Origin of the sequence: Psychroflexus lacisalsi, from assembly GCF_020164495.1 — a bacterium.
GTDB lineage: Bacteria > Bacteroidota > Bacteroidia > Flavobacteriales > Flavobacteriaceae > Psychroflexus > Psychroflexus lacisalsi.
In genome coordinates, this window is the sequence record NZ_JAIQYZ010000001.1 from 241,667 (window position 1) to 267,484 (window position 25,818).

Annotated in this window: 19 protein-coding genes; 18 read left to right on the top strand and 1 reads right to left on the bottom strand. The window is 38.6% G+C overall.

Annotation, left to right across the window (positions count from 1 at the left end; all coding sequences use genetic code 11):
- The first annotated feature begins 31 nt into the window (after positions 1–31).
- The 17 genes from LB449_RS01130 to tnpA all read left to right on the top strand — a co-directional run bounded on the left by LB449_RS01130 (position 32) and on the right by tnpA (position 20,662).
- Positions 32–745, top strand: a complete 714-nt coding sequence (locus tag LB449_RS01130; RefSeq protein WP_224453236.1) for a pyridoxine 5'-phosphate synthase — start codon at positions 32–34, stop codon at positions 743–745.
- Complete coding sequence (locus LB449_RS01135; RefSeq protein WP_224453237.1) at positions 746–1,513, top strand: alpha/beta fold hydrolase; 768 nt, start codon at positions 746–748, stop codon at positions 1,511–1,513.
- A gap of 478 nt (positions 1,514–1,991) precedes the next feature.
- Positions 1,992–4,820: a TonB-dependent receptor gene (locus tag LB449_RS01140; RefSeq protein ID WP_224453238.1), complete on the top strand. Its 2,829-nt coding sequence runs from the start codon at positions 1,992–1,994 to the stop codon at positions 4,818–4,820.
- Positions 4,821–4,838: 18 nt separating this feature from the next.
- The gene (locus LB449_RS01145) at positions 4,839–6,503 is read left to right on the top strand and encodes an SGNH/GDSL hydrolase family protein (RefSeq protein ID WP_224453239.1); all 1,665 of its coding nucleotides are present in this window, start codon (positions 4,839–4,841) and stop codon (positions 6,501–6,503) included.
- A 247-nt stretch (positions 6,504–6,750) separates the two neighbouring features.
- Positions 6,751–8,007, top strand: coding sequence for an OmpP1/FadL family transporter (locus tag LB449_RS01150; protein ID WP_224453240.1), 1,257 nt, complete (start codon positions 6,751–6,753; stop codon positions 8,005–8,007).
- A gap of 9 nt (positions 8,008–8,016) precedes the next feature.
- The gene (locus tag LB449_RS01155; RefSeq protein ID WP_224453241.1) at positions 8,017–9,573 is read left to right on the top strand and encodes an SGNH/GDSL hydrolase family protein; all 1,557 of its coding nucleotides are present in this window, start codon (positions 8,017–8,019) and stop codon (positions 9,571–9,573) included.
- An 86-nt stretch (positions 9,574–9,659) separates the two neighbouring features.
- The gene (locus LB449_RS01160; RefSeq protein WP_224453242.1) at positions 9,660–10,013 is read left to right on the top strand and encodes a phage holin family protein; all 354 of its coding nucleotides are present in this window, start codon (positions 9,660–9,662) and stop codon (positions 10,011–10,013) included.
- A 99-nt stretch (positions 10,014–10,112) separates the two neighbouring features.
- Positions 10,113–10,697: a CPBP family intramembrane glutamic endopeptidase gene (locus tag LB449_RS01165; RefSeq protein ID WP_224453243.1), complete on the top strand. Its 585-nt coding sequence runs from the start codon at positions 10,113–10,115 to the stop codon at positions 10,695–10,697.
- A 106-nt stretch (positions 10,698–10,803) separates the two neighbouring features.
- On the top strand, positions 10,804–12,126 hold the full coding sequence (gene tig, locus LB449_RS01170) for a trigger factor (RefSeq protein ID WP_224453244.1): 1,323 nt from the start codon (positions 10,804–10,806) through the stop codon (positions 12,124–12,126).
- Between the two features lie 112 nt (positions 12,127–12,238).
- Complete coding sequence (locus LB449_RS01175; RefSeq protein ID WP_317196193.1) at positions 12,239–12,913, top strand: ATP-dependent Clp protease proteolytic subunit; 675 nt, start codon at positions 12,239–12,241, stop codon at positions 12,911–12,913.
- Positions 12,914–12,916: 3 nt separating this feature from the next.
- Positions 12,917–14,149: an ATP-dependent Clp protease ATP-binding subunit ClpX gene (clpX, locus tag LB449_RS01180; protein ID WP_224453245.1), complete on the top strand. Its 1,233-nt coding sequence runs from the start codon at positions 12,917–12,919 to the stop codon at positions 14,147–14,149.
- 233 nt (positions 14,150–14,382) lie between these two features.
- The gene (locus LB449_RS01185) at positions 14,383–15,732 is read left to right on the top strand and encodes a M24 family metallopeptidase (RefSeq protein WP_224453246.1); all 1,350 of its coding nucleotides are present in this window, start codon (positions 14,383–14,385) and stop codon (positions 15,730–15,732) included.
- Between the two features lie 197 nt (positions 15,733–15,929).
- Entirely contained in the window at positions 15,930–16,754 is an 825-nt protein-coding gene (locus tag LB449_RS01190) for a prephenate dehydratase (protein WP_224453247.1), read from the top strand.
- Complete coding sequence (locus LB449_RS01195) at positions 16,751–17,911, top strand: pyridoxal phosphate-dependent aminotransferase (RefSeq protein ID WP_224453248.1); 1,161 nt, start codon at positions 16,751–16,753, stop codon at positions 17,909–17,911. The genes LB449_RS01190 and LB449_RS01195 overlap by 4 nt, the downstream gene beginning before the upstream one ends.
- Positions 17,908–18,777: a prephenate dehydrogenase gene (locus LB449_RS01200; RefSeq protein ID WP_224453249.1), complete on the top strand. Its 870-nt coding sequence runs from the start codon at positions 17,908–17,910 to the stop codon at positions 18,775–18,777. The genes LB449_RS01195 and LB449_RS01200 overlap by 4 nt, the downstream gene beginning before the upstream one ends.
- The gene (locus LB449_RS01205) at positions 18,767–19,852 is read left to right on the top strand and encodes a bifunctional 3-deoxy-7-phosphoheptulonate synthase/chorismate mutase type II (protein WP_224453250.1); all 1,086 of its coding nucleotides are present in this window, start codon (positions 18,767–18,769) and stop codon (positions 19,850–19,852) included. The genes LB449_RS01200 and LB449_RS01205 overlap by 11 nt, the downstream gene beginning before the upstream one ends.
- 348 nt (positions 19,853–20,200) lie before the next feature.
- A complete protein-coding gene (tnpA, locus tag LB449_RS01210; RefSeq protein ID WP_224453251.1) occupies positions 20,201–20,662 on the top strand; it encodes an IS200/IS605 family transposase in 462 nt (153 codons plus the stop codon).
- 100 nt (positions 20,663–20,762) lie between these two features.
- On the opposite strand, the gene LB449_RS01215 is transcribed toward tnpA, so the two are convergent.
- A complete protein-coding gene (locus tag LB449_RS01215) occupies positions 20,763–21,023 on the bottom strand; it encodes a hypothetical protein (protein ID WP_224453252.1) in 261 nt (86 codons plus the stop codon).
- 256 nt (positions 21,024–21,279) lie between these two features.
- Here LB449_RS01215 and dnaE point away from each other — a divergent pair, with 256 nt between their 5' ends.
- Positions 21,280–25,644: a DNA polymerase III subunit alpha gene (gene dnaE, locus LB449_RS01220; protein ID WP_224453253.1), complete on the top strand. Its 4,365-nt coding sequence runs from the start codon at positions 21,280–21,282 to the stop codon at positions 25,642–25,644.
- Positions 25,645–25,818 lie beyond the last annotated feature (174 nt).

Sequence of the window (25,818 nt, forward strand, 5' to 3'; positions counted from 1 at the left end):
TTTTGATTGTATTTTTGTTTAAAAACTAACAATGATAAGATTAAGTGTTAACATTAATAAAATCGCAACCTTAAGAAATGCAAGAGGAGGAAATACTCCCAATGTAGTTGAAGCCGCAAAGCGTTTGGAGTCTTTTGGAGCTCAGGGAATTACAGTTCACCCCAGACCTGATGAACGTCATATCCGTTATGCAGATGTGAGAGAATTAACCAAAGTCCTTACTACCGAATTTAATATTGAAGGCAATCCTAATCCAAAATTTATCGATCTCGTTCTTGAAGCTAAACCCGCGCAAGTCACATTGGTTCCAGATGCTGTAGACGCTTTGACGTCCAATGCAGGTTGGGACACTGTGGAACATAAAGAATTTTTGAAGACAGTGATTGCAAAATTCAAAGCTCATGGAATAAGAACATCCATTTTTGTAGATCCTGATGTTGCTATGGTACAGGGTGCAGCAGAAGTTGGGACAGACCGTATTGAACTCTACACTGAAGCTTATGCCCAAGGATTTATAAAAAACAAAAAGGAAGCCATAAAGCCTTATGTAGAATGTGCCGAAGAAGCAAAACATTTGGGTTTGGGTATTAATGCAGGCCACGATTTATCTCTGGACAACATTGAATATTTTGCTGAAAATATTCCATTTTTAGATGAAGTTTCTATAGGTCATGCCCTTGTTTCTGAAGCGCTTTACGATGGCTTAGAGCCAGTTGTGAAAGCTTACCTCAAAAAATTAAGCTAAATGAAATTACATTCCAAAGTAAAAGGTAAAGGCCAATCTCTTATTATCCTACATGGATTTTTGGGAATGGGTGACAATTGGAAAACACTTGCCAATTCTTATGCTAAAGAAGGATTTGAAGTACATCTTGTCGACCAAAGGAATCACGGAAGAAGTCCTCATGACGATGCTTTCAGCTACGATCTTTTAGCTGAAGATTTAAAGCAGTATTTAAAGGAAAAAGACATAGGATCTACTTCAATTATCGGCCATTCGATGGGCGGTAAAACAGCAATGAGGTTTGCAACCCTTTATCCCGAACAAGTTGATAAACTCATTATTGTAGATATAGCTCCAAAATACTATGCTCCACATCATCAACAAATATTAGAAGGCTTAACCAAAATTTCTGAAGCAAAACTCACTTCAAGATCTGATGCCGACGAGCTTTTGTCAAACTATATTTCAGAAAAACCTATCAGGCAGTTTCTTTTAAAAAACCTGTATTGGAAAACTCAAGATGAGCTAAATTTGAGACTAAATCTAAAAGCACTGAAACAAAATATTGAAGAAGTAGGTAAAGGACTTCCTCAAAATGCAAAATACTCTGGTGAAATTCTATTTATTAAAGGAGGCAAATCCGATTACATCACAACTAGTGACGAATCTGATATGGGTACTCATTTTGATAATTTTGAAATTAAATCCATTGAAAATGCTGGACATTGGATTCATGCAGAGAAAAGAGAAGAGTTCTTTGGGATGAGCTTAAAATATCTTAAGTCTTAAACTTCAACAAAAAATAATAATTCTTATTACCTCAATTTATTTACTACTCAATTCCTACGAAATTTGTTTTTTTAGGAGTTGGGGAGTTTTTATTTTATTACTTCCAGGCTTATCTTCATAATAATAAAAACACGAGGGATATCTTATTCAGTGAATTAATTGAATAGGAGATACGTCATTTTTCTTGTTCAAGAACATCTGATACAAATTGTCAAAACATCTGAGCGCTTATTCGATGTCAACTGTTAATCAAATATAAATTTGTTAATAGATACGGTCAAATCAGCTTGAAATTCAGAACATCTAATTTTTTAAAAAGTAAAAAAACAACTTATAGATAATGGCATAAGGAATTATTTGACAAATAAAATAGTAGATCAATAAAAAATTCAGATATAAATTCTTTTTTATCAATTTAAATTTGGCAATTTAAATTTTAATTATTTAGATTCGCTTTAACGAATTTTAAAATATAATTATGAAAAAAGTATTCTCTTTTCTTTTCTTGATGTTTTGTTTGTCCTCTTTTTCTCAAACTGTAATTACAGGAACAGTAAAAGATAATTCAGGAATTCCTTTGCCTGGTGCTAATGTTATAGTGATGGGTTCTGATGAAGGAACGACTTCAGATTTTGACGGTAGATTTGAATTAAAAACAGATCGGGTCCCTCCTTTTGATATCGTGATTTCTTTTACGGGATTTGAAAACTCAACGGTAAATATTTTTAGTAAAACTCAAACGATTGAGGTGGAATTAGAACTGAGCAGTCAGCTCGATGAGGTTGTTATTTCAGCTTCAAGGACTCCAGAACGCGTTTTCGAATCTCCAGTTACCATTGAGCGATTCGGAATCAATGAGGTGAGAAACACTGCTTCCGCAGATTTTTATGGAGGACTTGAAAACCTGAAGGGAGTAGATATCAATAAAAATAGTTTAACTTTTAGTTCTGTCAACACCAGAGGTTTTGCTGGATTTGCCAATGCAAGATTTATGCAACTTGTGGATGGAATGGACAACTCAGCTCCAGCGCTTAATTTTCCTTTAGGTAATTTGATTGGAATGATTGAAACTGATGTGCAAAGTGTTGAAATTTTACCAGGCGCATCATCTGGATTATACGGCGCAAACGCTTTCAATGGTATTTTATTTATGAGAAGTAAAAACCCATTCGATTTTTCTGGTATAAGTGGTTATGTAAAACAAGGGATTACTTCACAGGAAGCTGCTGGCGATAATTCTTTCACAGACGTTGGGATAAGAATAGCCCATAAATTCAGCGATAAATTTGCTGCTAAAGTCAATTTAGGTTACCTCAAAGGGACTGACTGGTGGGCAACGAACCAGGAAGACAAATTGAACAGAGGACTGACAAGAGCAGATACAGATTACGATGGAATAAATGTTTACGGAGACGAAGTGTCTACAAATATAAGGAGCGCCTCAGGACTTGGTATTATACCAGATGTTGAGGTGAGTAGGACAGGTTATGATGAAGTGGATCTTACCAATTATAATGCAGAGAGCTTGAAAGCAGACTGGGGGTTGTATTATAGACCATGGGAAGATGATTTTGAGATACAATATGTTGGTAAAATAGGAAGTGGAAACACCATCTATCAGGGAGCCAACCGATATAACATTAAAGATTTTGTCCTTCAGCAGCATAAAATTGAGGTGAAAAACAACAATTTCTTTTTCAGAACTTATGTGAATATTGACGATGCAGGAAATTCTTATGATATGGTTTTTACCGGGATTAACATCAATCGGGCCTGGAAAAGTGATTCTGACTGGTTTGGCGATTACATTCAAACTTATGCAGGAATAGAACTTACTGGTAATCCTCAAGGTTTAACCGACGCTCAAAAACACTCTCAAGCCCGTGCCGTTGCAGATGAAGTAATTGATCCTAATGGCGATGATGGTATAGAAAGATTAATACCAGGTACTCCAGAATTTCAAAATGTTTTTGATCAGGTGGTACAAAACCCGGATTTAAGTCAGGGATCAAAATTTCAGGACAATTCAAGATTTTACCATTCTGATGCCAATTATAACTTTGGACACTTATGGGACTTTGCAGAAGTACAGGTTGGTGGTTCGTTAAGAGTTTATGACCTCAACTCAGGCGGAACAATTTATACAGATAACGATGGAAGCATTGGATATTCTGAATTTGGACTTTATACTCAAATTCAAAAAGATGTGGAATTGTCAGATTTAGTAAAATTGAAATTAACAGGCTCATTGAGGTATGACAAATCAGAATTATTTGACGGCTTCTTTTCGCCAAGGCTCTCCGCCGGATTTACCATCGCCGAAGATCATAATATAAGAGCTTCTTTCCAAACAGGTTTTAGAAATCCAACAACCCAGGATTTATATATAGGTCTTGATGTAGGAAGAGCTGTTTTAATAGGTAGCGCCTTTGATAACCCAGCAAGATACTCAAAGCAATTTAGTGTAGCACAAGGAAACCTGAGTCCTTTTGGAGCTGCTGTTTTGGGCTCACCGACTTTGGATCTTGACGGAACAGGGGCCTACGAAAATTCTTTTACGGCAAACTCTGTTAACCAGAATTTCTCTCAGTCAGGCAATCCCGCAGATCTTGAAATAGGAAATTCCAGTCTTGCGACACCAGAGCAGGTTTCCTCATTTGAATTGGGCTACAGAGGAAAGATCGAAGGTTTTGTAATTGATGCATCCGTATATCACAATAGATATAATGACTTCTTATCCAACGAAAATGTACTTGCTCCGTTTTATGGTGATGTGGAATTAACAGAAACCGTCCCAGGTACAAACACGCCTCTGGCAGTTGCCGCTATTGCCAACGGAGACTTTCAGGTCTTCCAAACTTATACCAATACAGAAGAGGAAGTTAGATCTTACGGAGGTGCTATAGGATTGTCTACAAAAGTTTTCGGTGGCTTTGACTTGAGCTCAAATTACACCTATGCCTTGCTAGACTTTGATGTAGCAGCAAATCCTAACGTAAGGTTAGGGTTTAATACTCCGGAACATCAAGTGAAGACTTCATTTGGTCACACAGACCTTTTTGAAAACTTTGGCTTCAATGTAGCGTGGAGGTGGAGAGATAGTTATTTCTGGGAAGCGAGTTTTGGAGATGGAATTGTTCCTTCTTTCAATGTTTTCGATGCACAAGTGAATTACAGAATCCCGAAATATAAGTCTACACTCAAGCTTGGTGCTGCCAACATATTACAAGACGAATATTTCACAGCATTTGGAACAGGCTTTATCGGCTCTCAGTATTATATTTCTTTGACCATAAATAACTTTTAATTTTCTAAAATTTTTTAAATGAAAAATTCTAAATATTTTATTCTCGCTTTTTTGATAATAAGCTTATGGGCATGTGAAAATGATGCTTTAGAGGATTATAAGGAAAGAGCATCTCAAGGTACTGGCGAGGACTTTGAAGAATTTACGGCTGGAAATGCTGATTTTTCAAACTATGTATCTTTAGGAAATTCTCTTACAGCTGGATTTTCTGATGGTGCTTTATACCGGATTTCACAGGAAAACTCAATGCCTTCTCTTTTATCAGGGCAATTTTCCTTGGTTGCCAATGGTGGTGCTTTTGTGCAGCCTTTAATGAACGATAATATAGGTGGACTTTTAGCTGGAGGCTCACCGCTTCCAGGTTTCGGACCAAGGCTGGTTTTCGATGGTTCAGGTCCTGTGCCTCTTTCAAGTCTTGTGTCTGGTATTCAGCCTACAACAGATATCTTGGCTAATAATCCATCTGGACCTTTCAATAATCTAGGGGTTCCTGGTGCAAAAAGTTTTCACTTGCTGGCTCCAGGTTATGGTGACTTTTCCGGAGTAATCTCAAACCCTCCAACCGCCAATCCTTATTTTGTAAGGATGGCAAGTTCGCCACAAACTTCGGTTCTGGCAGATGCAATTGCACAGCAACCTTCTTTCTTCACATTATGGATAGGCAATAACGATGTGTTGGGGTATGCGCTTTCTGGTGGAGATGGTTCCGACCCAATTACACCTGTAGCAGGTCCTCCGGGAGTTGGCTTTAGCCAGACTTATCAAGCTATAGTAGGTTCGCTCGTTGGTAATGTTCCCAACGTTCAAGGCGTTTTAGCCAACATTCCAAATGTTGCTGCTATACCGCATTTTACAACTGTCCCTCATAATCCTTTGGATCCGTCCAATCCAGATTTTGGAGCACAAATTCCTACATTGAATTCTATTTTTGGAGCTATAAATCAAGTTTTCCAGGCTTTAGGGGAAACTGAGAGAATTATAGAGTTTTCTTCAGATGCTGCGAACGCTGTTGTTATCCAGGACGAAAACTTAGTCAATATTTCACTTCAAATATCTGGAGCTTTAGCTCCAAATCCACAGTTTATAGCTTTGGTAACAAGCTTTGGATTGCCACCGCAGGCAGCTCCACAAGTAGCAGAATTACTTGGAAACACCTATGGTCAAGCAAGACAAGCTACTCCAGATGACTTGCTTGTTTTGCCTAGCAGTTCGATTATAGGAACAGTTAACACGTCTAGAGTTGGATTTCTTATGTCTCAAGGACTTCCCCAGGCCTTAGCTGGTCAGTTTTCTGCTGAAGGAATCACTCTTCCCTTGGAAGACAAGTGGGTGTTACTTCCCGAAGAACAAGAAGATATTTTGAATGCAACAATCGAATTTAATCAGATTATTGAGCAGACTGCCAGTGCAAATGGTTTTGGTTTATTTGATTCCAATACTCTATTAGATCAGATCGCTTCTGTAGGTGTGGAACAAAATGATTTAATATTAACCTCAAATTTAGTGACCGGCGGAGCTTTTTCATTAGACGGAGTTCATCCAACTTCCAGAGGCTATGCTTTAATTGCTAATGAAATTCTTAAAGTTATTGATTCTACTTATGGGACAAACTTTGAAGCTTCAGGAAATCTTATTGACATTTCAAATTTCAATACGACGTATTCGCCAAGCTTACTGAATTAGAGAAACACCAGACTTTATTAATATTCCTTTAAATAGCTCAAAAAAGCTTCGTTTTATAAACGAGGCTTTTTTAGTTAACAGCATTTATAATGAATAAAATTAAAGTTTTATCATCATTGATAATCAAATGCTTATAGACCTGAGTGCGATTCTATATTGAAAGAAAGCAGTCTTAGCGTTGTGAAATTATTAATAAATGATAAATTTGGATACAAATTTTGGAATTTCACAATAAAATAAATTCAATATGAAGAACTTTTTAATCTCAGGTTTACTTCTCATGTTAGCTTCAGCTACAGCTTATGCAGGAGGCTATCGAGTAGCAGCCCAAGGCCAAAGAGCTTTAGCGATGGGTCATGCCGGCGTAGGTGTGGTCAATAGTGCCGAAACAGCATTTTTTAACCCATCAGGTTTAGTGTACTTAGAAGATAAATTCACTGTTTCAGCTGGTATAACTGGTGTATTCTCAAACGTCAAGTGGCAAAATACATCTACGGGTCAATTTGCTGAAACATTGCAAGATCCTGGAACACCGTTTTATTTTCACGCTGCCTACAAAGTAAATGAGTGGTTAAGTTTAGGTTTATCCGTTTCAACTCCATACGGTAGTTCGGTAGAATGGGAACAAGATTGGCCCGGGTCTCACTTGGTTAATGATATTAATCTTGCTGCAATTTTTATTCAACCTTTAGCCTCAATAAAGCTTTCAAAACACTTCAGTATTGGTGGTGGACCTATTTTCGTTACGGGTAATGTAAATTTCAATAGAAATGCCAACCGTACACTCACAGATGAACAGGGCAATAGATCGAACATTACCATTGACGATACTGGCGTAAATAATACAGGATGGAGTGCGAGTTTTATGTTCACTCCTGTTGAAGAGTTAAGAATAGGGTTCAATTACAGATCAGAAATACTTCTCAATGCTGAAGGAGGTGAAGCTACCTTTGCTAACTTCCCTAATTCTACGCTTACTCCACAAAACGGAACGACTGAATTTGATGCTACTCTTCCATTGCCTGCTGAATTAACTATTGGTTTTGCATATGAAATGAATGAAAAGTGGTTGTTTGCTTTTGACTACCAAAGAGCATTTTGGGAGGTTTACAACTCACTGGATATAGATTTTGCAAATCCTAATGTGGCAACTTCAATAAATCCAAGAAACTATAAAAATGCGTCTAGTTATAGGTTTGGTGCTCAGTATAAAGCAACAGATAATCTGACTTTAAGAGCAGGGTATTATTTTGATGAATCTCCAGTTCAGGAGGGATTTTTCGCTCCTGAAACTCCAAGAAATGATGGAAACGGATATACTGCCGGTCTATCTTTTCAAATTTCAGAAAAATTCGCAGTTGATGCTTCCTTCCTTTATTTAAGATTTAAAGAAATTGATGCTTCATATGATTCTTATACAGAGAATGGGCAAACCGTTCCATTTGAAGGGACTTACAAGTCCAATGCATTTCTACCAGGTATCGGAGTAACTTATAAACTATAATCAGAAACAATGAAAAACTATATAAAATATTTACCCTTTTTAGCTTTTGGACTCATCGCTTGTGAGCCTGAGTTTGAAGAAGGTATTGAAGAAAACGAAGTCTATAATGCTGGTGAAGCAGATTTCTCTAACTACGTTTCACTAGGAAATTCACTTACCGCCGGTTATGCTGATAATGCTCTTTATGTGCAGGGACAGGAAAACTCTTTTCCAAATATTTTATCAGGTCAGTTTGAGCTTGTTGGTGGTGGAGAATTCACTCAGCCGCTGATGGCAGATAATCTTGGTGGATTGAAACTAAATGGTAATCAAATCACCAATAATAGACTGGTATTGTCTTCAAATGCAGGACAACCTGTAATTCCGCCATCCCCGATTGCTGGAGATCCGCAGACTGAAGTGACCAACAAGCTTTCTGGTTCATTCAACAATATGGGAGTTCCTGGAGCAAAAAGTTACCACTTGTTAGCTCCCGGATATGGAAATGTAGCAGGCCTTCCTGGTCAGGCAAATCCTTATTTTGTGAGATTCTCCTCATCAGACAACGCTACTGTGCTTGGTGATGCCTTAGCACAAAATCCTTCTTTCTTTTCATTATGGATTGGAAACAATGATATTTTAGGCTATGCAACTAGTGGAGGAACAGGTGTAGACCAAACCGGAAATTTAGACCCTTCTACTTATGCTCCCAATGACATTACGGATCCTAATGTTTTTGCCAGTGTTTATAGTCAGTTGATAGGCGGCCTCACAGAATCAGCTTCTGGAGGTGTAGTTTACAATATTCCGAACATTACAGACATTCCATTCTTCACCACAGTGCCCAACAATGCCTTGGTTTTGGATGCGCAAACTGCAGGAAACCTTACAGGCTTTTTTCAAGCTCTTGCTGGTATTTTTACCCAAGGACTTATTCAGCAAGGTGTACCAGCTCAACAAGCTCAGGCCATTGCGGGTCAATATGCAATCACATTTAATGAAGGTCCTAATAGATTCATCATAGATGTTCCTGTCACACAAACCAACCCCTTAGGATTTAGACAAATGCAACCCGAAGAATTGCTGTTGCTTACGATTAATCAAGGGGCATTAGCTCAAGGTTATGGTTCTGTAGCACTTTCACCAGAAGTTCTTCAGGTTTTAGGTCTTCTTCAGCAAGGTGGTAGTCCGAGCCCAGAACAAGCACAATTGGTCTTAAGTGCAGTCAATGGTATTGATGATGAGGATGCTTTAGATGCAGCAGAATTACAAAATATTTCAAATGCAAGAACAGCTTATAATTCTACAATTCAAGGTTTGGCGCAAGCCAATAATTTAGCATTTGTGGATGCTGATGGATTATTACAAAATGTGTCACAAGGAATTAGTTTTCCTGGAGGTATAGTGACATCAGATTTTGTTAGTGGTGGTGGTTTTTCACTGGATGGTGTGCATCTAACGCCACGTGGTTATGCCCTAGTTGCTAATGAAACTCTTCGAGCTATAAATATGACTTACGGTTCTGACTTGCCAGAAGTCAATATTGGTGCATACGGAACGGTTACATTAAGCGATAACGTAAACTAATTAAGGCTTTAATTCTTTAAAAACTGCTTCAATAGATTTATTGAAGCAGTTTTTTTATTTTTGATCTTCAACCAAAACCCCAACCAATGAAAGTTCTATTACAGATTATACTCACAGGAATAATTGTCCTGGTGTTGTCCAATTTACTCGGCGGAGTTTATGTCTCCGATTTTTTTACTGCTATTGTAGTTGCTGCGATTTTAGCCTTGCTCAATATATTTGTAAAACCGATTCTTCTTATATTAACGCTTCCTGTCACTGTAGTTACTTTTGGTCTCTTTTTACTAGTAATCAATGCACTTATTATTTTGATGGCAGACGGTCTCGTAGACGCCTTTAGAGTAGACGGGTTCTGGTGGGCAGTATTGTTTAGTATCTTGCTTTCATTCCTTCAGTCTATTATATTTTCAGTTGCCGAACGTTCAGGAAGAAGAAGATAGTTTTTATATTTTACAAAGTAAAAACTTGAACAATAATCACTAGAACTGCTTCTTTAACTTATCCTACTAAAGAATTGAATTTTTAAAATTTATCAATTTATGCTTTTAACCAAAAAAGCCATGTTTACTTTATCTGTGTTTACGCTCTTTGGATTTAGCGGCATTGCTTATCTTATTTTAGCATTTTCAGATGAGGTTCAGTATTTTGAAATGTTTAATTATGACAACTTGCTTCTTTCTATTCCAGTAGGTTTAGGATTTGGCGCTGTAGCCGCTTTCATTGGGATATTACTGTTGAAATTACCACCGTTAAAAGAAACAAGCACTTTTTACGCCAACCTTTTTAAGGGTTTGGACTTACATTGGCCAGACATACTTTTTTATTCGTTTTGTGCTGGAGTTGGTGAAGAGATTTTGTTTAGAGGGGCATTACAACCCCTGTTAGGATTATGGTTTGCTGCAATTTTGTTCGTAATACTTCACGGATACATTTCTACCAAAGATTGGAAAAAATCTATTTATGGAGTTTTCCTGATTTTTATTTCAGCTGGGTTTGGATATTTAGTTCTGTATTTTGACATCTATGCAGCGATGGCTGCTCATTTTATTTTCGATGTCATTATGTTTATCAAACTGAAAAGAGATTCCAGAGCAATCGCTTCAGAATCTACAGAATTGGATTGATTTATTTGGAATACTTTAAGCTTTAGATAGCGCTCACGATTTATAAAAACTTGGTAAGCAGTGAAATAAATTGTAATTTTGCACTTTCAAAAAATAATACTTTAGAATGAATATAACGAGAGAAGACAAAGATCAACTGAATTCTGTAGTCAAAATTAATATTGAAAAGGACGATTATAGTCCAAAGGTAGATAAGATACTTAAAGACTATCGCAAAACTGCCAACATTCCAGGCTTTAGAAAAGGCATGGTTCCAATGGGAATGATCAAGAAACAATATGGTCAGGCTGTTTTGGTAGATGAAGTCAATAAATTACTGCAAGAATCTTTAAATTCTTACATCACAGAAGAAAAGATTGATATTTTAGGAAATCCACTTCCTAAACCACAGGATGACCTTAACTGGGAGTCTGACAACTACACATTTGAATTTGAATTAGGTCTAGCTCCAAAATTTGATGTCACTCTAGAGGGTGAAGGTCCTGTAACTTACTATAATATTTCTGCAGACGAGGAAATGATTGATAATCAAATCAAAACCATTCAGCGTCAATACGGAAAATTAGTGACTCAAGAAGAGGTAAAAGAGAATTATACAGTTGTTGGTACTTTTCATAATGAAGAAGAAGGTATTGAAAATGAAGCAACTTTCAAAGTTGAAGATATCGAAGGAAAAACCAACAAAAAAGAACTTTTAGGAGCAAAAGTTGGGGACCAAGTCACTCTAAAATCTAATAAACTTTTTAAGGACGATGATGCTTTAGCGAGACATCTTGGAATTGAAAAAGATAAAGTGGAAGGTCTTAAAGTAGATTTGACATTCACGATTAAAGAAATCAACGAACAAATTTTAGCTGAACTTAATCAGGAATTGTTTGATAAAGCATTTGGCGAAGGTGAGGTGACTTCAGAAAAAGAAGCTAAAGACAAGATCGCAGACCAGTCCAAGCAAACATTTAAGCAACAAGGCGATCAACAGTTTTTCAATGATGTCACAAAGCTTCTTATCGAAAAAGCAGATATGGAATTGCCGGCAGAATTTCTTCAGAAGTGGCTTCAAACTCAGGGAGAAAAGCAATTGACACCAGAGGAGGCTACAGAGGAATATACTAAAAGCGAAAAAGGTATTAAATACCAATTGATCGAAGCTAAAATCGCAAAAGACAACGATATTAAAATCGAAGTCGAAGACGTTAAACAAGTAGCTAAGGAAAAAATAAGAATGCAAATGATGCAGTTTGGTCAGCAAGATTTCCCGGAAGACCAGATGGATCCTATCATTCAGAACTTAATGTCCAACGAGGAACAGGTGAGACAATTTTCTGAAGAAGTGATGGTCCAAAAATTACTTGAGCTATATAAAGATAAAATGGAGGTTGAAGAAAAAGATGTGACTTATAAAGACTTTGTCGACAAGATTTATAAGTAAGTCCTATTCAACATATAAAAACTAAGCCTATAGCTTGAAGTTAACATTTAGTAAAAGAACAACGCTAGACTTTAACTTCAAGCTATATTCGTTTTAAAATAGAGAGTATACTATGAAAATGGATAAAGAATTTAAAAAGTTTGCCACCAAAGATCACGGTGTCAATGCCAATTATTACGACAAGGTCATCACGAGTATGATTCCTACAGCGATGACTCCAAATATCATCGAAGAGCGACAAATGAATGCTGTGGCTATGGATGTTTTTTCAAGATTGATGATGGATAGAATCATCTTTTTAGGAACACCAATAAACGACCAGGTAGCCAATATCATTCAGGCGCAGTTGTTATTCTTAGAAAGTACAGATTCCTCTAAAGATATCCAGATTTACATCAACTCTCCTGGTGGAAGTGTTTATGCTGGTCTTGGAATTTATGATACAATGCAATTTATCAAACCTGATGTTGCGACTATTAATACTGGAATTGCCGCATCTATGGGAGCAGTATTATTATGTGCAGGAACACACGGCAAGAGAAGTGGATTACCACATTCCAGAGTGATGATACACCAACCTATGGGTGGCGCTCAAGGACAGGCAGATGATATAGAAATTACAGCAAAACAAATTGTTCTTTTGAAAGAAGAACTTTATAAAATCATTTCCAAACATTCCGGAAAATCCTATGATGACGTTTATAACGATGGAGACAGAGATTTCTGGATGAAGGCAGATGCTGCCAAAGAGTACGGAATGATTGATGAAATATTGACAAGAGAGTAAATTATGGCTAAAGAAGAGTTAGAATGTTCATTTTGCGGACGTAAAAAAGCGGAAACCAGCTTGCTTATTGCAGGACTGGATGCTCATATTTGCGACCGATGTATAGAACAAGCTCACGGTATTGTTTTAGAAGAATCTAAGCAGGATAGTACGGAGGAATTGACTTCAGAATTGAAGTTGAGAAAGCCTAAAGCGATTAAAGATTTCTTGGACCAATACGTGATAGGACAAGATCAAACCAAAAAGGTGATGTCCGTTGCTGTCTATAATCATTATAAGCGCTTATTACAGCCAAACTCCAATGATGATATTGAAATTCAAAAGAGTAACATCATTATGGCAGGGCAAACTGGAACGGGTAAAACTTTAGTTGCCAAGACCATTGCCAGAATGTTGAATGTACCTTTAGCCATTGTTGATGCAACAGTTCTTACTGAAGCTGGATACGTTGGAGAAGACGTTGAAACTATTTTGACCAAACTACTTGCGGCTGCAGATTATAATGTGGAAAAAGCCGAGCACGGTATCGTATTTATAGATGAAATTGATAAAATCGCCAGAAAGAGTGATAATCCATCCATCACACGAGACGTGAGTGGTGAAGGCGTACAACAGGCTTTACTCAAGCTTTTGGAAGGAACTACAGTGAATGTTCCACCAAAGGGCGGTAGAAAACATCCCGATCAAAAGTTTATTGAAGTCAATACTGAAAATATTCTGTTCATTGCAGGTGGTGCTTTTGATGGTATTGAAAAGAACATTTCCAAACGACTTAATATGCAAGCCGTAGGTTATGGCGCATCTAAGTTGGGAGAAAGTGTAGATAAAGAAAATATTTTGCAATATATCATTCCGAAAGACCTGAAAGATTACGGACTTATTCCTGAAATCATCGGTCGTTTGCCTGTCTTAACTTACATGGATCCCTTGGACAAAGATACTTTGCGATTAATCTTGACTCAACCCAAGAATGCAATCATAAAGCAGTATCAGAAGTTATTTGAGATGGATAATATCGATTTTCAAATTACAGACGGTGCTTTAGATTTTATTGTGGAGAAAGCTCTTGAGTATAAATTAGGTGCGAGAGGCTTGCGTTCATTGTGTGAAGCAATACTGACCGACGCCATGTTTGATATGCCGGAAGGTGATGAAACAGAGTTAAAAGTTACTAAAACTTACGCTGAAAAAGCTTTAGAAAGAACAAGTCTTAGAAAATTGAAGGCAGTGAGTTAGAATAAATTCACTAGCAAATTATACACAACCTCGTCAATTAGTTTTGATGAGGTTTTTTTGTGAGATTATTCGAGTAGGATTTTTCTTTGACCTTAAGAAATGGATTAAAATATCTACGGGTCCAATTTGATGAATAGGCGGGCTACAATTGATGTGCGTACTTTATTTGACACAATAAACCAGTAGCATTAAAATTATTTCTAACTTAGAATTATAAATCAAAAATTCAACTCATGAAAATCCTGTTAACTCTAGTCCTTGCTTTAATCATGTCCATTAGCTTGCAAGCTCAGGATTTTGCTGTTCTGTCTCAAAAAAAACAATCTGAAGTGATTGACCAATGGCTAGGTGAGCGACTGGAAACGGTCCTTCCAAAAGTGATGGATCGAGCAGGTATAGACATGTGGCTGGTTATTTCCAGGGAATATAATGAAGATCCTATCATTAAAACCCTATTGCCAAGTACCTGGTTAGCAGCGAGACGTAGAACCATGTTGCTGATGTTTAAGCCCAAGTCTAGTAATGAGGTGGAAACCATCGCTGTGGCCAGGTATAATGTGGGAGAACACTTCAAAAAAGCATGGGACCCTGAAAAGCAACCTGACCAGTGGAAGCGATTGGTAGAATTGATAGCAGAGAGAAATCCGAATAAAATCGGCATCAATACCTCTGAAGATTTTGGTCATGCCGATGGGTTGAATCACACAGAATACGAATTGCTTTTAGAGTACTTGCCAAAATCAGATCATAAAAAATTAGTGTCGGCTGAAGATTTGGCGGTGGGTTGGTTAGAAACCAGAACCACTTCAGAACTGGCGACTTACAGACATATCCAAAGCATTGCGCATGACATTATTCAGGAAGGTTTATCAGAACAAGTGATCACTCCTGGGGTAACAAAAACTACAGATGTGGTGTGGTGGTATAGAGACAGGATAAAAGATTTGGGAATAGAAACCTGGTTTCACCCCACTGTCGATATCCAAAGGGTGAGCAATGAAAGCAAGGAGCATTTAAGAACATTTGATAACAATCCAGACCCCGAAGTTATTCTGCCGGGTGATGTCTTGCATATGGACTTTGGGATTACTTATTTAAGACTAAACACAGATACTCAGGAATTAGCCTATGTCTTAAAGCCAGGTGAGAAGGAGGTTCCGCAGTATTTGGTGGATGCTTTAGTTGTTGGAAACCGTTTACAGGATATTTTATCGACCAATTTTAAAACTGGACGAACTGGTAACGAGATTTTGAAGGAGGCTAGAACACAAATGAAGTCTGAAGACATCAAGGGAACGATTTATACGCATCCCATGGGTTATCATGGACATGCCGCAGGACCAACCATCGGCATGTGGGACAACCAGGGAGATGTGCCCGGCTCTGGAGATTATCCGCTATATCCAAATACGGTTTATGCGATTGAACTCAATGCTGAAGTTTATCTTGAAGAGTGGCAAAAGCCCTTCAGAGTCATGCTGGAAGAAGGGGCTTATTTTGATGGTGAAAAAGTGATCTACTTAAATGGCAGACAAAAGGAATTTTTAACCATTCCTAGACAGAAATCTTACTTAAAAGATTAATTTTTTGAATTTTATTTAGGATTGGACTTGTGTATTCAAAATAAATTTTAATTTAGTCTCACATTAAAGAACAAATGACAACACGTTTTTATTTTTATTTTAACTTTTATTTTGCTGACCCAGCGAAACGAGGTTGATATGAAATAAATTCATTATTAATAGATAAAGCCTCGTTTCATACGGGGCTTTTTTAGTTTATGAGAAAAAAAATAGCCATGCAAGGTATCAAAGGATCCAACCATTATAAAGCACTCACCGAGCTTTTTGATGAAGACGAGGTTGAAGCTGTAGAATGCAATACATTTCAGGGACTTATCAACTCTCTTGTGTCTGGAGCGTCTGAAAAAGCAGTAATGGCTATAGAAAATTCTATAGCGGGAAGCATTCTGCCTAATTACAGACTTATTTTGGATCATAAACTGCAGGTGACAGCAGAACACTACTTGAACATTAGTCACAATTTAGTTGCCTTACCAGGTCAGACTATAGAAGATTTGGTGAAGGTGAAATCTCATCAAATGGCACTCCATCAGTGTAGCAATTTCTTTACAGAACAAAGACATATTCATCTTATTGAAGATGTGGATACAGCGCTTCCAGCACAAATTATAGCGCAGCAGCAAATCTTTGGAGTAGGAGCACTGGTCCCAAAAGGAACAGCAGAACTATTTAATTTAAAGGTAATCGCTGAAGATGTTCAGAACAATAGTTTAAATGAAACTCGATTTGTAGTTCTTGAAAAACAGGGCCATACAAATCCTGATGTGGATACGGCTACCCTTCAGTTTGAAATTGCTCACGAGTCTGGAAGTCTTGCTAAAGTTCTAAATACAATGGCTGGATTTGAATTGAATTTATCCAAAATTCAAAGCATTCCTATCCCTAATGATATATGGAAATATGCCTTTATTGTGGATGTGAGTTTTTCTAATCCCGTTCACTTTCAAAAGGCATTTTCAGAAATTTCAAAAATCAGTATTAACCCGACCTGTATTGGTCAATATAAAAGTGGAAAGTCATGATCTCAGTATCTAAAAGACTTCAGGAAACAAAAGAATACTACTTCAGCAAAAAGTTAAGGGAGGTCGCTCAGCTTAAAAAACAGGGCAGGCCTATTATCAATTTAGGTATAGGAAGTCCAGACTTGGCTCCGCCAAAAGAAGTAGTAGAAGAGTTGATGAAAGCAACTCAGGCTCCTGGAGCTTATCAGTATCAGGCTTACAAAGGCCTGGACGAATTGAGGGAAGCCATGTCTGGATTTTATCAAACTCATTATGGAGTTGAGGTGAATACAGAAACTCAAGTCTTGCCACTGATGGGTTCCAAAGAAGGAATTGCTCTCATTTCTATGGCTTTCCTCAACGAAGGCGACCAGGTCTTGGTGCCAAATCCCGGCTATCCCACCTACCAGGCTGCGACCAAATTGCTGAACGCCGAACTTGTTTCTTATAATTTAACCGAAGACAACTTCTGGCATCCAGATATAGAAGAACTCCATAAAATGGATCTCTCAAAGGTGAAACTGATGTGGATCAATTATCCTAACATGCCGACGGGTCAGCCCGCAGATCATGAAAAGCTTCAGGAATTGATTCGTTTTGCGAAAGCCAACGATATCCTATTAGTCAACGACAATCCGTACAGCATGGTTTTGACGGATGAAAAATTTTCGATTTTTCAATTGGAAGGTGCTGAAGAGGTGTGTTTAGAATTGAATTCTTTGAGCAAATCTTTTAATCTGGCTGGTTTTCGGGTAGGATTTCTGGTAGGTAATGCTGAATTTATTTCAGCGGTCTTAAAAGTGAAAAGCAATATGGACAGCGGAATGTTTTTTCCTATTCAAAAAGCTGCAACTAAAGCTTTGAAACTTGACTTAGCTTGGTTTGAATCCCAAAATGATATTTATAAAAAACGTCGGGCACTGATCTGGGAGATGTGTAAAGCTTTGGATTTGGAAATCAATCCTTCAGCTGTCGGGCTTTTTGTCTGGGCTAAAATTAATTCCAATCAAACAGCAGAAGAACTGGCGGATGAGCTGCTTTACAATCGCAATTTGTTTGTCACTCCTGGAACCGTTTTTGGAACGAACGGATCTAATTATCTCCGCTTTTCTTTATGTGTTACAGTTGAAGATTTAAAAAGTTGTAAAGAACGCATCCTAAAGCCAAAAGCCGTATGAAAGTAGCAAGTATAGGTCTAGGTTTGATAGGAGGTTCCTTTGCATTATCTCTGAAAAAGAATTTTGATGAAATACAACTTTATGGGATGGATAAGAATCCGAAACATCTTCAAAAAGCCCTTCAGCTGAATATTATAGATAAAGCTTTGAGTGATGAAGATGTAATTGAAATGGACTTAATAGTAGTGAGTATCCCTGTAGATAAAGCAAATTCAGTGATTCAGGATGTTCTGGACAAGGTTCATCCAAAAGCTTTGGTGATGGACATGGGATCGACCAAAGGTAAATTATGTAAAGCCATTGCGGAACACCCAAAACGCGATCAATTTCTAGCTGCGCATCCTATTGCTGGAACTGAGTTTTCAGGTCCTGAAGCGGCGTTTAGTTTGCTTTTTGAAAAGAAAACGATGATTTTTTGTGATGTTGAAGCTTCACGTCCAGAGCTTTTAGATATGGCCTTATCGCTAATTGCGCCCTTGGAAATGAGCATCAAATACATGGGAGCACAAGATCACGACAAGCACTTGGCTTATGTATCTCATTTGTCGCACATCAGTTCGTTTATGCTTGGTAAAACTGTACTTCAAGTGGAACAAAACGACAAAACTATTTTTGATTTAGCAGGTAGTGGATTTGCTTCCACAGTAAGATTAGCTAAATCCAACCCTACCACATGGACAGCGATTTTTAAAGAAAATCAAAATGAAGTGCTTCAGGCTTTGGAGGAATATATTCAAAATTTAAAAGCATTTCAGAACCAGTTAGAAACTCAGAATTACTCAGAAATACACCAACAGTTGGCAAATGCCAATGAACTCAAACCTATTTTGAACGGAATATTAAAAAAAGAAAGTCATGGAAATTAATAACACACAAAGAAAATGGTTGGATGCCTTTAATCTTGATCATCCCTTAGTTATAGCAGGACCTTGCAGTGCAGAAACCGAAGAACAAGTGGTGAAAATCGCTCATCAGCTTAAAGAAACCGATACCAGTGTTATGCGTGCGGGTATCTGGAAACCCAGAACTCGTCCTGGCAATTTTGAAGGCGTAGGAGCTATTGGTTTAGAATGGCTGAAGACTGCAAAACAGGAAACAGGACTTAAGCTAGCGACCGAAGTTGCCAACAGAAATCATGTAGAATTAGCCTTAAAAGCGGATATCGATGTGTTGTGGATTGGTGCGCGCAGCACTGTGAGTCCATTTATTGTTCAAGAAATCGCAGATGCCTTAAAAGGAACCGATAAAACAGTACTGGTCAAAAACCCTGTCAATCCTGACCTGGCATTGTGGCTTGGCGCAGTAGAAAGGATCCATGATGCCGATATTAAAAACCTAGGCGTTATTCATAGAGGGTTTTCCACTTACGAAAAAACGAAATACCGAAACAATCCGGAATGGCAGATTGCGATTGACTTACAAACGGAGTTTCCGGATTTGCCTATTATTTTGGATCCCTCGCATATTGCTGGGCGACGTGATATCATTTTTGATATCTGTCAAACAGGGCTTGATTTGAATTTTGATGGAATCATGGTAGAAACTCACTTCGATCCAGACAATGCCTGGAGTGATGCTAAGCAGCAAATCACGCCGAAAAATTTAGATCAAATGACGATTGATTTGAAAATGAGAAAGGAGTTCACAGAAGCAACAGCTTTTCAGAATAAACTCCAGACCCTAAGAACCCAGATTGATGTGGTAGACCACCAGCTCATTGATCTTTTAGGGAAACGAATGAAAATCGCAGATGATATCGGTAGGCTTAAAAAGAAAAATAATGTGGCCATTCTTCAGGCCAAACGCTGGAATTTTGTACTGGATTCTATGATTGAAGCAGGGGCAGAACATAATTTAAGTGAAGAATTTATCACTAAGATTCTAAAAGCGATTCATGAAGAATCCATCAGCCATCAGCATAAAATTATAAGTGAGTATTAATTTGATGGTTTATTTTATAAAAGGGACGTTAGCCCTAGATTCGAATGCGGTTTGTATTTGTAGGTGTTTTTTTGGTAGGGGCAGCGCCCTGAAATCTTCGTTGATTTGAATGCGATTCGCATTTTGAATGTACTATTTTTGACAGGGGCGTTAGCCCTGACATCTTCGTTGATTCGGATGTGGTTTGTAATTGTAGGTGTTTTTATATAGGGGCTTTAGCCCTGACACCTTCGTAGATTTGAATTTGATTTGTATTTTGAATGTAATATTTTTGATAGGAGCTTTAGCCCTGGTATCTTCGTACATGGTTTATTTAATAAAAGGGGCAGCGCCCTGACATAAAAAGCGATGGCAAATACATACACACAATTATACATTCAATTTGTGTTTTCCGTTAAGGGTCGTAAAAACATGATTCACGAATCCTTTCGAGAAGAATTGGAAAAGGTGATATGTGGTATTGTGGATAGTTATAAATGTAAAACCTATGCGGTTTATTGCAATCCAGACCACACGCATATTTTTGTTGGAATGCATCCCGATATCTCTCCCTCTAAACTAATGGAACAGGTCAAATCAGGTTCATCCAATTGGATAAACGACAAAAATTTTATTTCAAACAAGTTTAATTGGCAAAGGGGTTTTGGGGCGTTCACATATTCTAAATCTCATATTGATAAGGTCGTGAAATACGTGTTGAATCAACCGCAACATCATAAAAAGCAGTCTTTTAAAGAGGAGTACGTGTTGCTACTAGAAAAATTTGAAGTCGATTATGAGGCTGGATATTTATTTGAATGGTACGATTAGGTTCAACCCAGGCTCATTAAAGATTTCAGGGCGCTGCCCCTGGTTTTTTGATAACGAAGATCGGAAGCCGATCCTCGTGGATTAAAAGGTATTGATTTTTTCAATTAGTGGTGTTAGCCCTGTAATCTTCGTAGATTCGAATGCGATTTGTATTTGTAGGTGTTTTTTTGATAGGGGCTTTAGCCCTGTAATCTTCGTAGATTCGAATGCGTTTTGTAATTGTAAGTGTTTTTTTGATAGGGGCTTTAGCCCTGGCATCTTCGTAGATTCGAATGCGTTTTGAATGTAATATTTTATAGGGGCAGCGCCCTTGCATCTTCGTAGATTCGAATGCGGTTTGTATTTGTAGGTGTTTTTTCAATTAGGGGCTTTAGCCCTGTAATCTTCGTAGATTCGGATGCGGTTTGTAATTGTAAGTGTTTTTTTGATAGGGGCTTTAGCCCTGTAATCTTCGTAGATTCGGATGCGGTTTGTAATTGTAAGTGTTTTTTTGATAGGGGCTTTAGCCCTGTAATCTTCGTAGCTATCGAAAAGCGTATAATTTAGCAGTAATAAATTCAGAATAAAATCAGTTTAAACTCTGGTTTTTGCTAATTTTATAATTCAAAATTCTGCTCATGTATATCATTTTTGATACCGAAACTACCGGCTTACCTAAACGTTGGAATGCACCAATCACCGATACGGACAACTGGCCAAGGGCCATACAGATTGCGTGGCAGGTGCACGATGAGTGGGGGAATTTGGTAGAGGCCAAGGATTATTTGATCCGCCCTGATGGTTTCGATATTCCTTACGATGCGGAACGAATTCACGGCATATCGACGGCTTTGGCTCAGGAAAAAGGAGAGTCGCTTGACTATGTGTTGGAGGAGTTCAATGAAGCCTTGCTGAAGTCGAAATTTGTCGTGGGACAGAACGTAGGGTTTGATGTGAATGTGATGGGGGCAGAATTTCATCGGGCACGACTGGAGTCGCCGATGGCGTCGATGCCAGTGCTGGATACCTGTACTGAAAAAACAGCAAAACTTTGTCAAATCCCTGGTGGTCGTGGCGGTAAATTCAAGTTGCCAACCCTTACAGAATTGCACGAGCATTTATTTGGCGAGCCTTTTAGTGAGGCGCACAATGCTACTGCTGATGTGGAAGCGACAACCAGGTGTTTTCTGGAATTGATCCGAATTGGAAATTACTCGGAGAAAGAACTCCAAGTGGAAACAGTTTATTTAAGGGAATTTAAAGCTAAACATCCTCAGCTTATTGAAAAGGTGGGGTTGAATCATATTAACCTCAAAAAAGCCTCTGAAAAACTAAAGCAAAAGCAAGAGGCTAAATCAGAAGACAAAGCACCTTCAAAAGCAGAGTTGGATGAGAATCTGGAGCAACTTCAGGAATCTAGTTTTGTGCATCTGCATAACCACACGCAGTTTTCGGTGTTACAATCGACGACGTCTGTGCCAGATTTGGTAGCAGCGGCGGCAAAACACCATATGCCTGCAGTGGCGATTACCGATCATGCCAATATGATGGGTGCTTTTCATTTTGTGAATGCAGTGAAAAAACACAATGCTTCAGTGGCTTCTGAAGATGGCGAAAGTTCCTCTCAACCTATTAAACCTATCATTGGTTGTGAGTTTTTTGTGTGTGAAGATCATTTGGATCGCACTCACAAAGACAATGGATACCAGATGGTAATTTTGGCTAAAAACAAAAAAGGCTATCACAATCTGGCCAAAATGTCTTCGATTGGTTTTACCAAAGGCTTTTATTACATCCCGCGAATCGATAAAAAAGTGATTGAAGCTTACAAAGAGGATTTGATTGTGCTTTCGGGAAGCATGTATGGTGAAATTGCCAGTAAGCTGTTGAACCTTGGTGAAAATCAGGCGGAAGAAGCTTTGCTGTGGTGGAAAGAAACTTTTGGAGATGATTTCTACGTAGAAATTATGCGCCATCAGCAGGAAGATGAAGACCGCGCTAATGAGGCTTTGATTCGCCTGGCGCAAAAACACGACATCAATATGGTGGCAACCAACAATACCTATTATGCCGACCAAAAAGATGCGAATGCTCACGATATTTTGCTGTGTGTAAAAGACGGCGAAAAGCAGGCGACGCCCATAGGTCGTGGTCGGGGTTACCGTTACGGTTTGCCCAACGATCAATATTACTTCAAGTCGGCTGAAGAAATGAAGTCGCTTTTTAAAGACTTGCCAGAAGCTATTTCCAATACTGAAAAGATTGCGAATAAAGTTGAAGCTTTTGAACTGGCCAGAGAAGTCTTATTACCAGCTTTTGAAATTCCAGAACAGTTTCTGGATGAAAGAGATAAGGACGATAAGGGAAAGCGAGGCGAGAATGCTTATTTAAAACATATCACCTTTGAGGGTGCCAAAGAACGTTACGGCGACTTGAGCGAAGACATCAAAGAACGCTTAGAATTTGAATTATCGGTCATTGCCAATACAGGTTATCCAGGATATTTTTTGATTGTTGAGGATTTCATAAGGGAAGCCAGGACAATGGGAGTTTCTGTTGGTCCCGGGCGAGGATCGGCGGCAGGGAGTGCCGTGGCTTACTGCTTGAAAATTACCAATATCGACCCGATCAAATACGACTTGCTTTTTGAGCGGTTTTTGAATCCGGAGCGAGTAAGCATGCCCGATATTGATATCGATTTTGATGATGAGGGTCGGAGTAAAGTCATGGATTATGTCATCGATAAGTATGGAGAAAATCAGGTGGCTCAAATTATTACCTATGGTACGATGGCGGCGAAGTCGGCGATTCGGGATACCGCTAGAGTATTGGATTTACCGCTTTACGAAGCAGACCGCATTGCCAAATTGATACCTGACATGTCCAAGCTGGGCAAGATTTTCAGCATGGATGAGAAAGAAATTCGGAAGAAATTCAGAGCTGAAGAAATCGATAAGGTTCTGGAACTGATTTCAATTTCAGAGCAAGACTCACCCGAAGCCGAAACCGTGAACCAGGCTAGGATTTTAGAAGGATCAGTTAGAAACACGGGGATTCATGCCTGTGGAGTCATCATTACGCCAGACGATATTACCAAATTCGTTCCCGTTTCGGTGGCCAAAGATTCCAACTTATACGTCACTCAGTTCGATAACTCAGTGGTAGAAGATGCCGGTCTGCTGAAAATGGACTTCTTGGGTTTAAAGACACTAACTTTAATTAAAGATACCGTCGACATTGTGAAAGCACGTCATGGCATCGAGCTGGATCCGGATGCATTTCCGCTGGATGATACAACCACCTACGAGCTTTTCCAACGCGGGGAAACCATAGGAATTTTTCAGTATGAATCTCCGGGGATGCAGAAGCACATGAAGGATTTGAAGCCAACGGTATTCGCGGATTTGATTGCAATGAATGCCTTGTACCGACCTGGACCGATGGAATACATCCCGAGTTTCATTAAGCGGAAACACGGTGAAGAAGAGATTTCTTATGATTTGCCGGTAATGCAGGAATATCTGGAAGAAACTTATGGGATCACGGTTTATCAGGAGCAGGTGATGTTGCTGTCGCAGAAGCTGGCCAGTTTTACCAAAGGTGAAGCGGATATCCTTAGAAAAGCTATGGGTAAAAAGCTGAAAGATGTCCTGGCAAAGTTGAAGCCTAAATTTATTGATCAGGCAAAAGATAACGGACATGATGAAGAACAACTAGAGAAAATATGGAAAGACTGGGAAGCTTTTGCAAGTTATGCCTTCAATAAGTCCCATTCTACCTGTTATGCTTATATCGCCTACCAAACCGCTTACCTCAAAGCTCAATATCCAGCAGAATACATGGCGGCGGTGTTGTCCAACAACATGAGTGACATCAAAAAGGTGTCTTTCTTTATGGAAGAATGCAAGCGCATGGGCTTACCTGTTTTAGGGCCAGACGTGAATGAATCTTACTACAAATTTTCGGTGAATAAAGACAATGCCGTTCGTTTTGGAATGGGAGCCATAAAAGGAGTTGGCGGCGGAGCTGTGAATACCATCGTGGAGCACAGAAAAGAGGAGGGACATTATTTGTCGATTTTTGATTTGGCTAAGCGCATCGATTTACGGGCAGCCAACAAAAAAGCCTTTGAAAGTTTGGCTTATGCCGGAGCCTTTGATAGTTTGGGAGAGGTGCACCGGGCGCAGTACTTCCAGGTGACTGAAGGGGATTTGACATTTCTAGAAAAAGTCATCAAATACGCGGCGAGGTATCAGGAAAATAAAAATTCGGCGCAGGTGAGTTTATTTGGCGATGCCAGTGAAGTTCAGATTCCAGAACCTGAGGTGCCGCCTTGTGAGCCCTGGCATACCATGCGGACTTTAAAGGCTGAAAAGGAAGTGGTTGGTTTGTTTTTAACGGGTCACCCTCTGGATGATTTTAAGCTGGAAATCAATTCGTTTTGCAATTCGAGTCTAAGGAATATGTCTCATATCGAAGACAGTTTAAACAAAGAAATTAGCCTGGCTGGGGTGGTCACCGATGTAAACCACAGGGTGAGTAAAACTGGAAAAGGCTTTGCGACTTTCGTGCTGGAAGATTACAACGAAAGTCACGAGTTCTGGATTTTTGGGGAGGAATATTTAAAGTACAGGCACTTTTTGATTCAGGATAACTTTGTGCACGTGAAGCTGAAAGCGACTCAGTTCATGAACCGGGAAACTGGAGAACCCGGACGAACACGAATAGGATTTTTAGCCTTTAAACAGTTACAGGATGTACTTAAAGAAAACGCTAAAAAGCTCACTATACAGATGGATGTTGCAGATCTAGACGAAGCCCAGGTCATGGCTCTTCAGGATTTATTCTCTTCCCATACAGGCGATCATATTTTGAATTTTGTCGTCTATGAAATGAAAAATAAAATCAAAATTCATATGCCCAGCAAAAGTAAAAAGGTTAATATTTCCACTGAATTGATTTCAGCCCTGGAGGAGCACAAGATCAATTATAAGCTCAATTAAAGGCGGTTTGAAGCCAAAGATAGGTTTAAATAAGTCCAAAGAACCAAAGGGGTAGTTTTGACGTATATAGTTGAGATTAAATAAGTTAAATTTACTTATTATTGCTCTAGTTTACTTTTATTGCTTATTTCATTGATTTTGAAACAGATAGAGGTTTAATTTTAATTAAGCTTC

What these genes read in the sequence shown, in the direction of transcription:
- LB449_RS01145 (WP_224453239.1), top strand. Translation starts at nt 4,839, where the DNA reads ATGAAAAATTCTAAATATTTTATTCTCGCTTTTTTGATAATAAGCTTA.
- LB449_RS01135 (WP_224453237.1), top strand. Translation starts at nt 746, where the DNA reads ATGAAATTACATTCCAAAGTAAAAGGTAAAGGCCAATCTCTTATTATC.
- LB449_RS01160 (WP_224453242.1), top strand. Translation starts at nt 9,660, where the DNA reads ATGAAAGTTCTATTACAGATTATACTCACAGGAATAATTGTCCTGGTG.
- LB449_RS01190 (WP_224453247.1), top strand. Translation starts at nt 15,930, where the DNA reads ATGAGAAAAAAAATAGCCATGCAAGGTATCAAAGGATCCAACCATTAT.
- dnaE (WP_224453253.1), top strand. Translation starts at nt 21,280, where the DNA reads ATGTATATCATTTTTGATACCGAAACTACCGGCTTACCTAAACGTTGG.
- LB449_RS01165 (WP_224453243.1), top strand. Translation starts at nt 10,113, where the DNA reads ATGCTTTTAACCAAAAAAGCCATGTTTACTTTATCTGTGTTTACGCTC.
- clpX (WP_224453245.1), top strand. Translation starts at nt 12,917, where the DNA reads ATGGCTAAAGAAGAGTTAGAATGTTCATTTTGCGGACGTAAAAAAGCG.
- LB449_RS01140 (WP_224453238.1), top strand. Translation starts at nt 1,992, where the DNA reads ATGAAAAAAGTATTCTCTTTTCTTTTCTTGATGTTTTGTTTGTCCTCT.
- LB449_RS01185 (WP_224453246.1), top strand. Translation starts at nt 14,383, where the DNA reads ATGAAAATCCTGTTAACTCTAGTCCTTGCTTTAATCATGTCCATTAGC.
- LB449_RS01150 (WP_224453240.1), top strand. Translation starts at nt 6,751, where the DNA reads ATGAAGAACTTTTTAATCTCAGGTTTACTTCTCATGTTAGCTTCAGCT.
- tig (WP_224453244.1), top strand. Translation starts at nt 10,804, where the DNA reads ATGAATATAACGAGAGAAGACAAAGATCAACTGAATTCTGTAGTCAAA.
- LB449_RS01205 (WP_224453250.1), top strand. Translation starts at nt 18,767, where the DNA reads ATGGAAATTAATAACACACAAAGAAAATGGTTGGATGCCTTTAATCTT.
- LB449_RS01200 (WP_224453249.1), top strand. Translation starts at nt 17,908, where the DNA reads ATGAAAGTAGCAAGTATAGGTCTAGGTTTGATAGGAGGTTCCTTTGCA.
- tnpA (WP_224453251.1), top strand. Translation starts at nt 20,201, where the DNA reads ATGGCAAATACATACACACAATTATACATTCAATTTGTGTTTTCCGTT.
- LB449_RS01175 (WP_317196193.1), top strand. Translation starts at nt 12,239, where the DNA reads ATGAAAATGGATAAAGAATTTAAAAAGTTTGCCACCAAAGATCACGGT.
- LB449_RS01195 (WP_224453248.1), top strand. Translation starts at nt 16,751, where the DNA reads ATGATCTCAGTATCTAAAAGACTTCAGGAAACAAAAGAATACTACTTC.
- LB449_RS01130 (WP_224453236.1), top strand. Translation starts at nt 32, where the DNA reads ATGATAAGATTAAGTGTTAACATTAATAAAATCGCAACCTTAAGAAAT.
- LB449_RS01155 (WP_224453241.1), top strand. Translation starts at nt 8,017, where the DNA reads ATGAAAAACTATATAAAATATTTACCCTTTTTAGCTTTTGGACTCATC.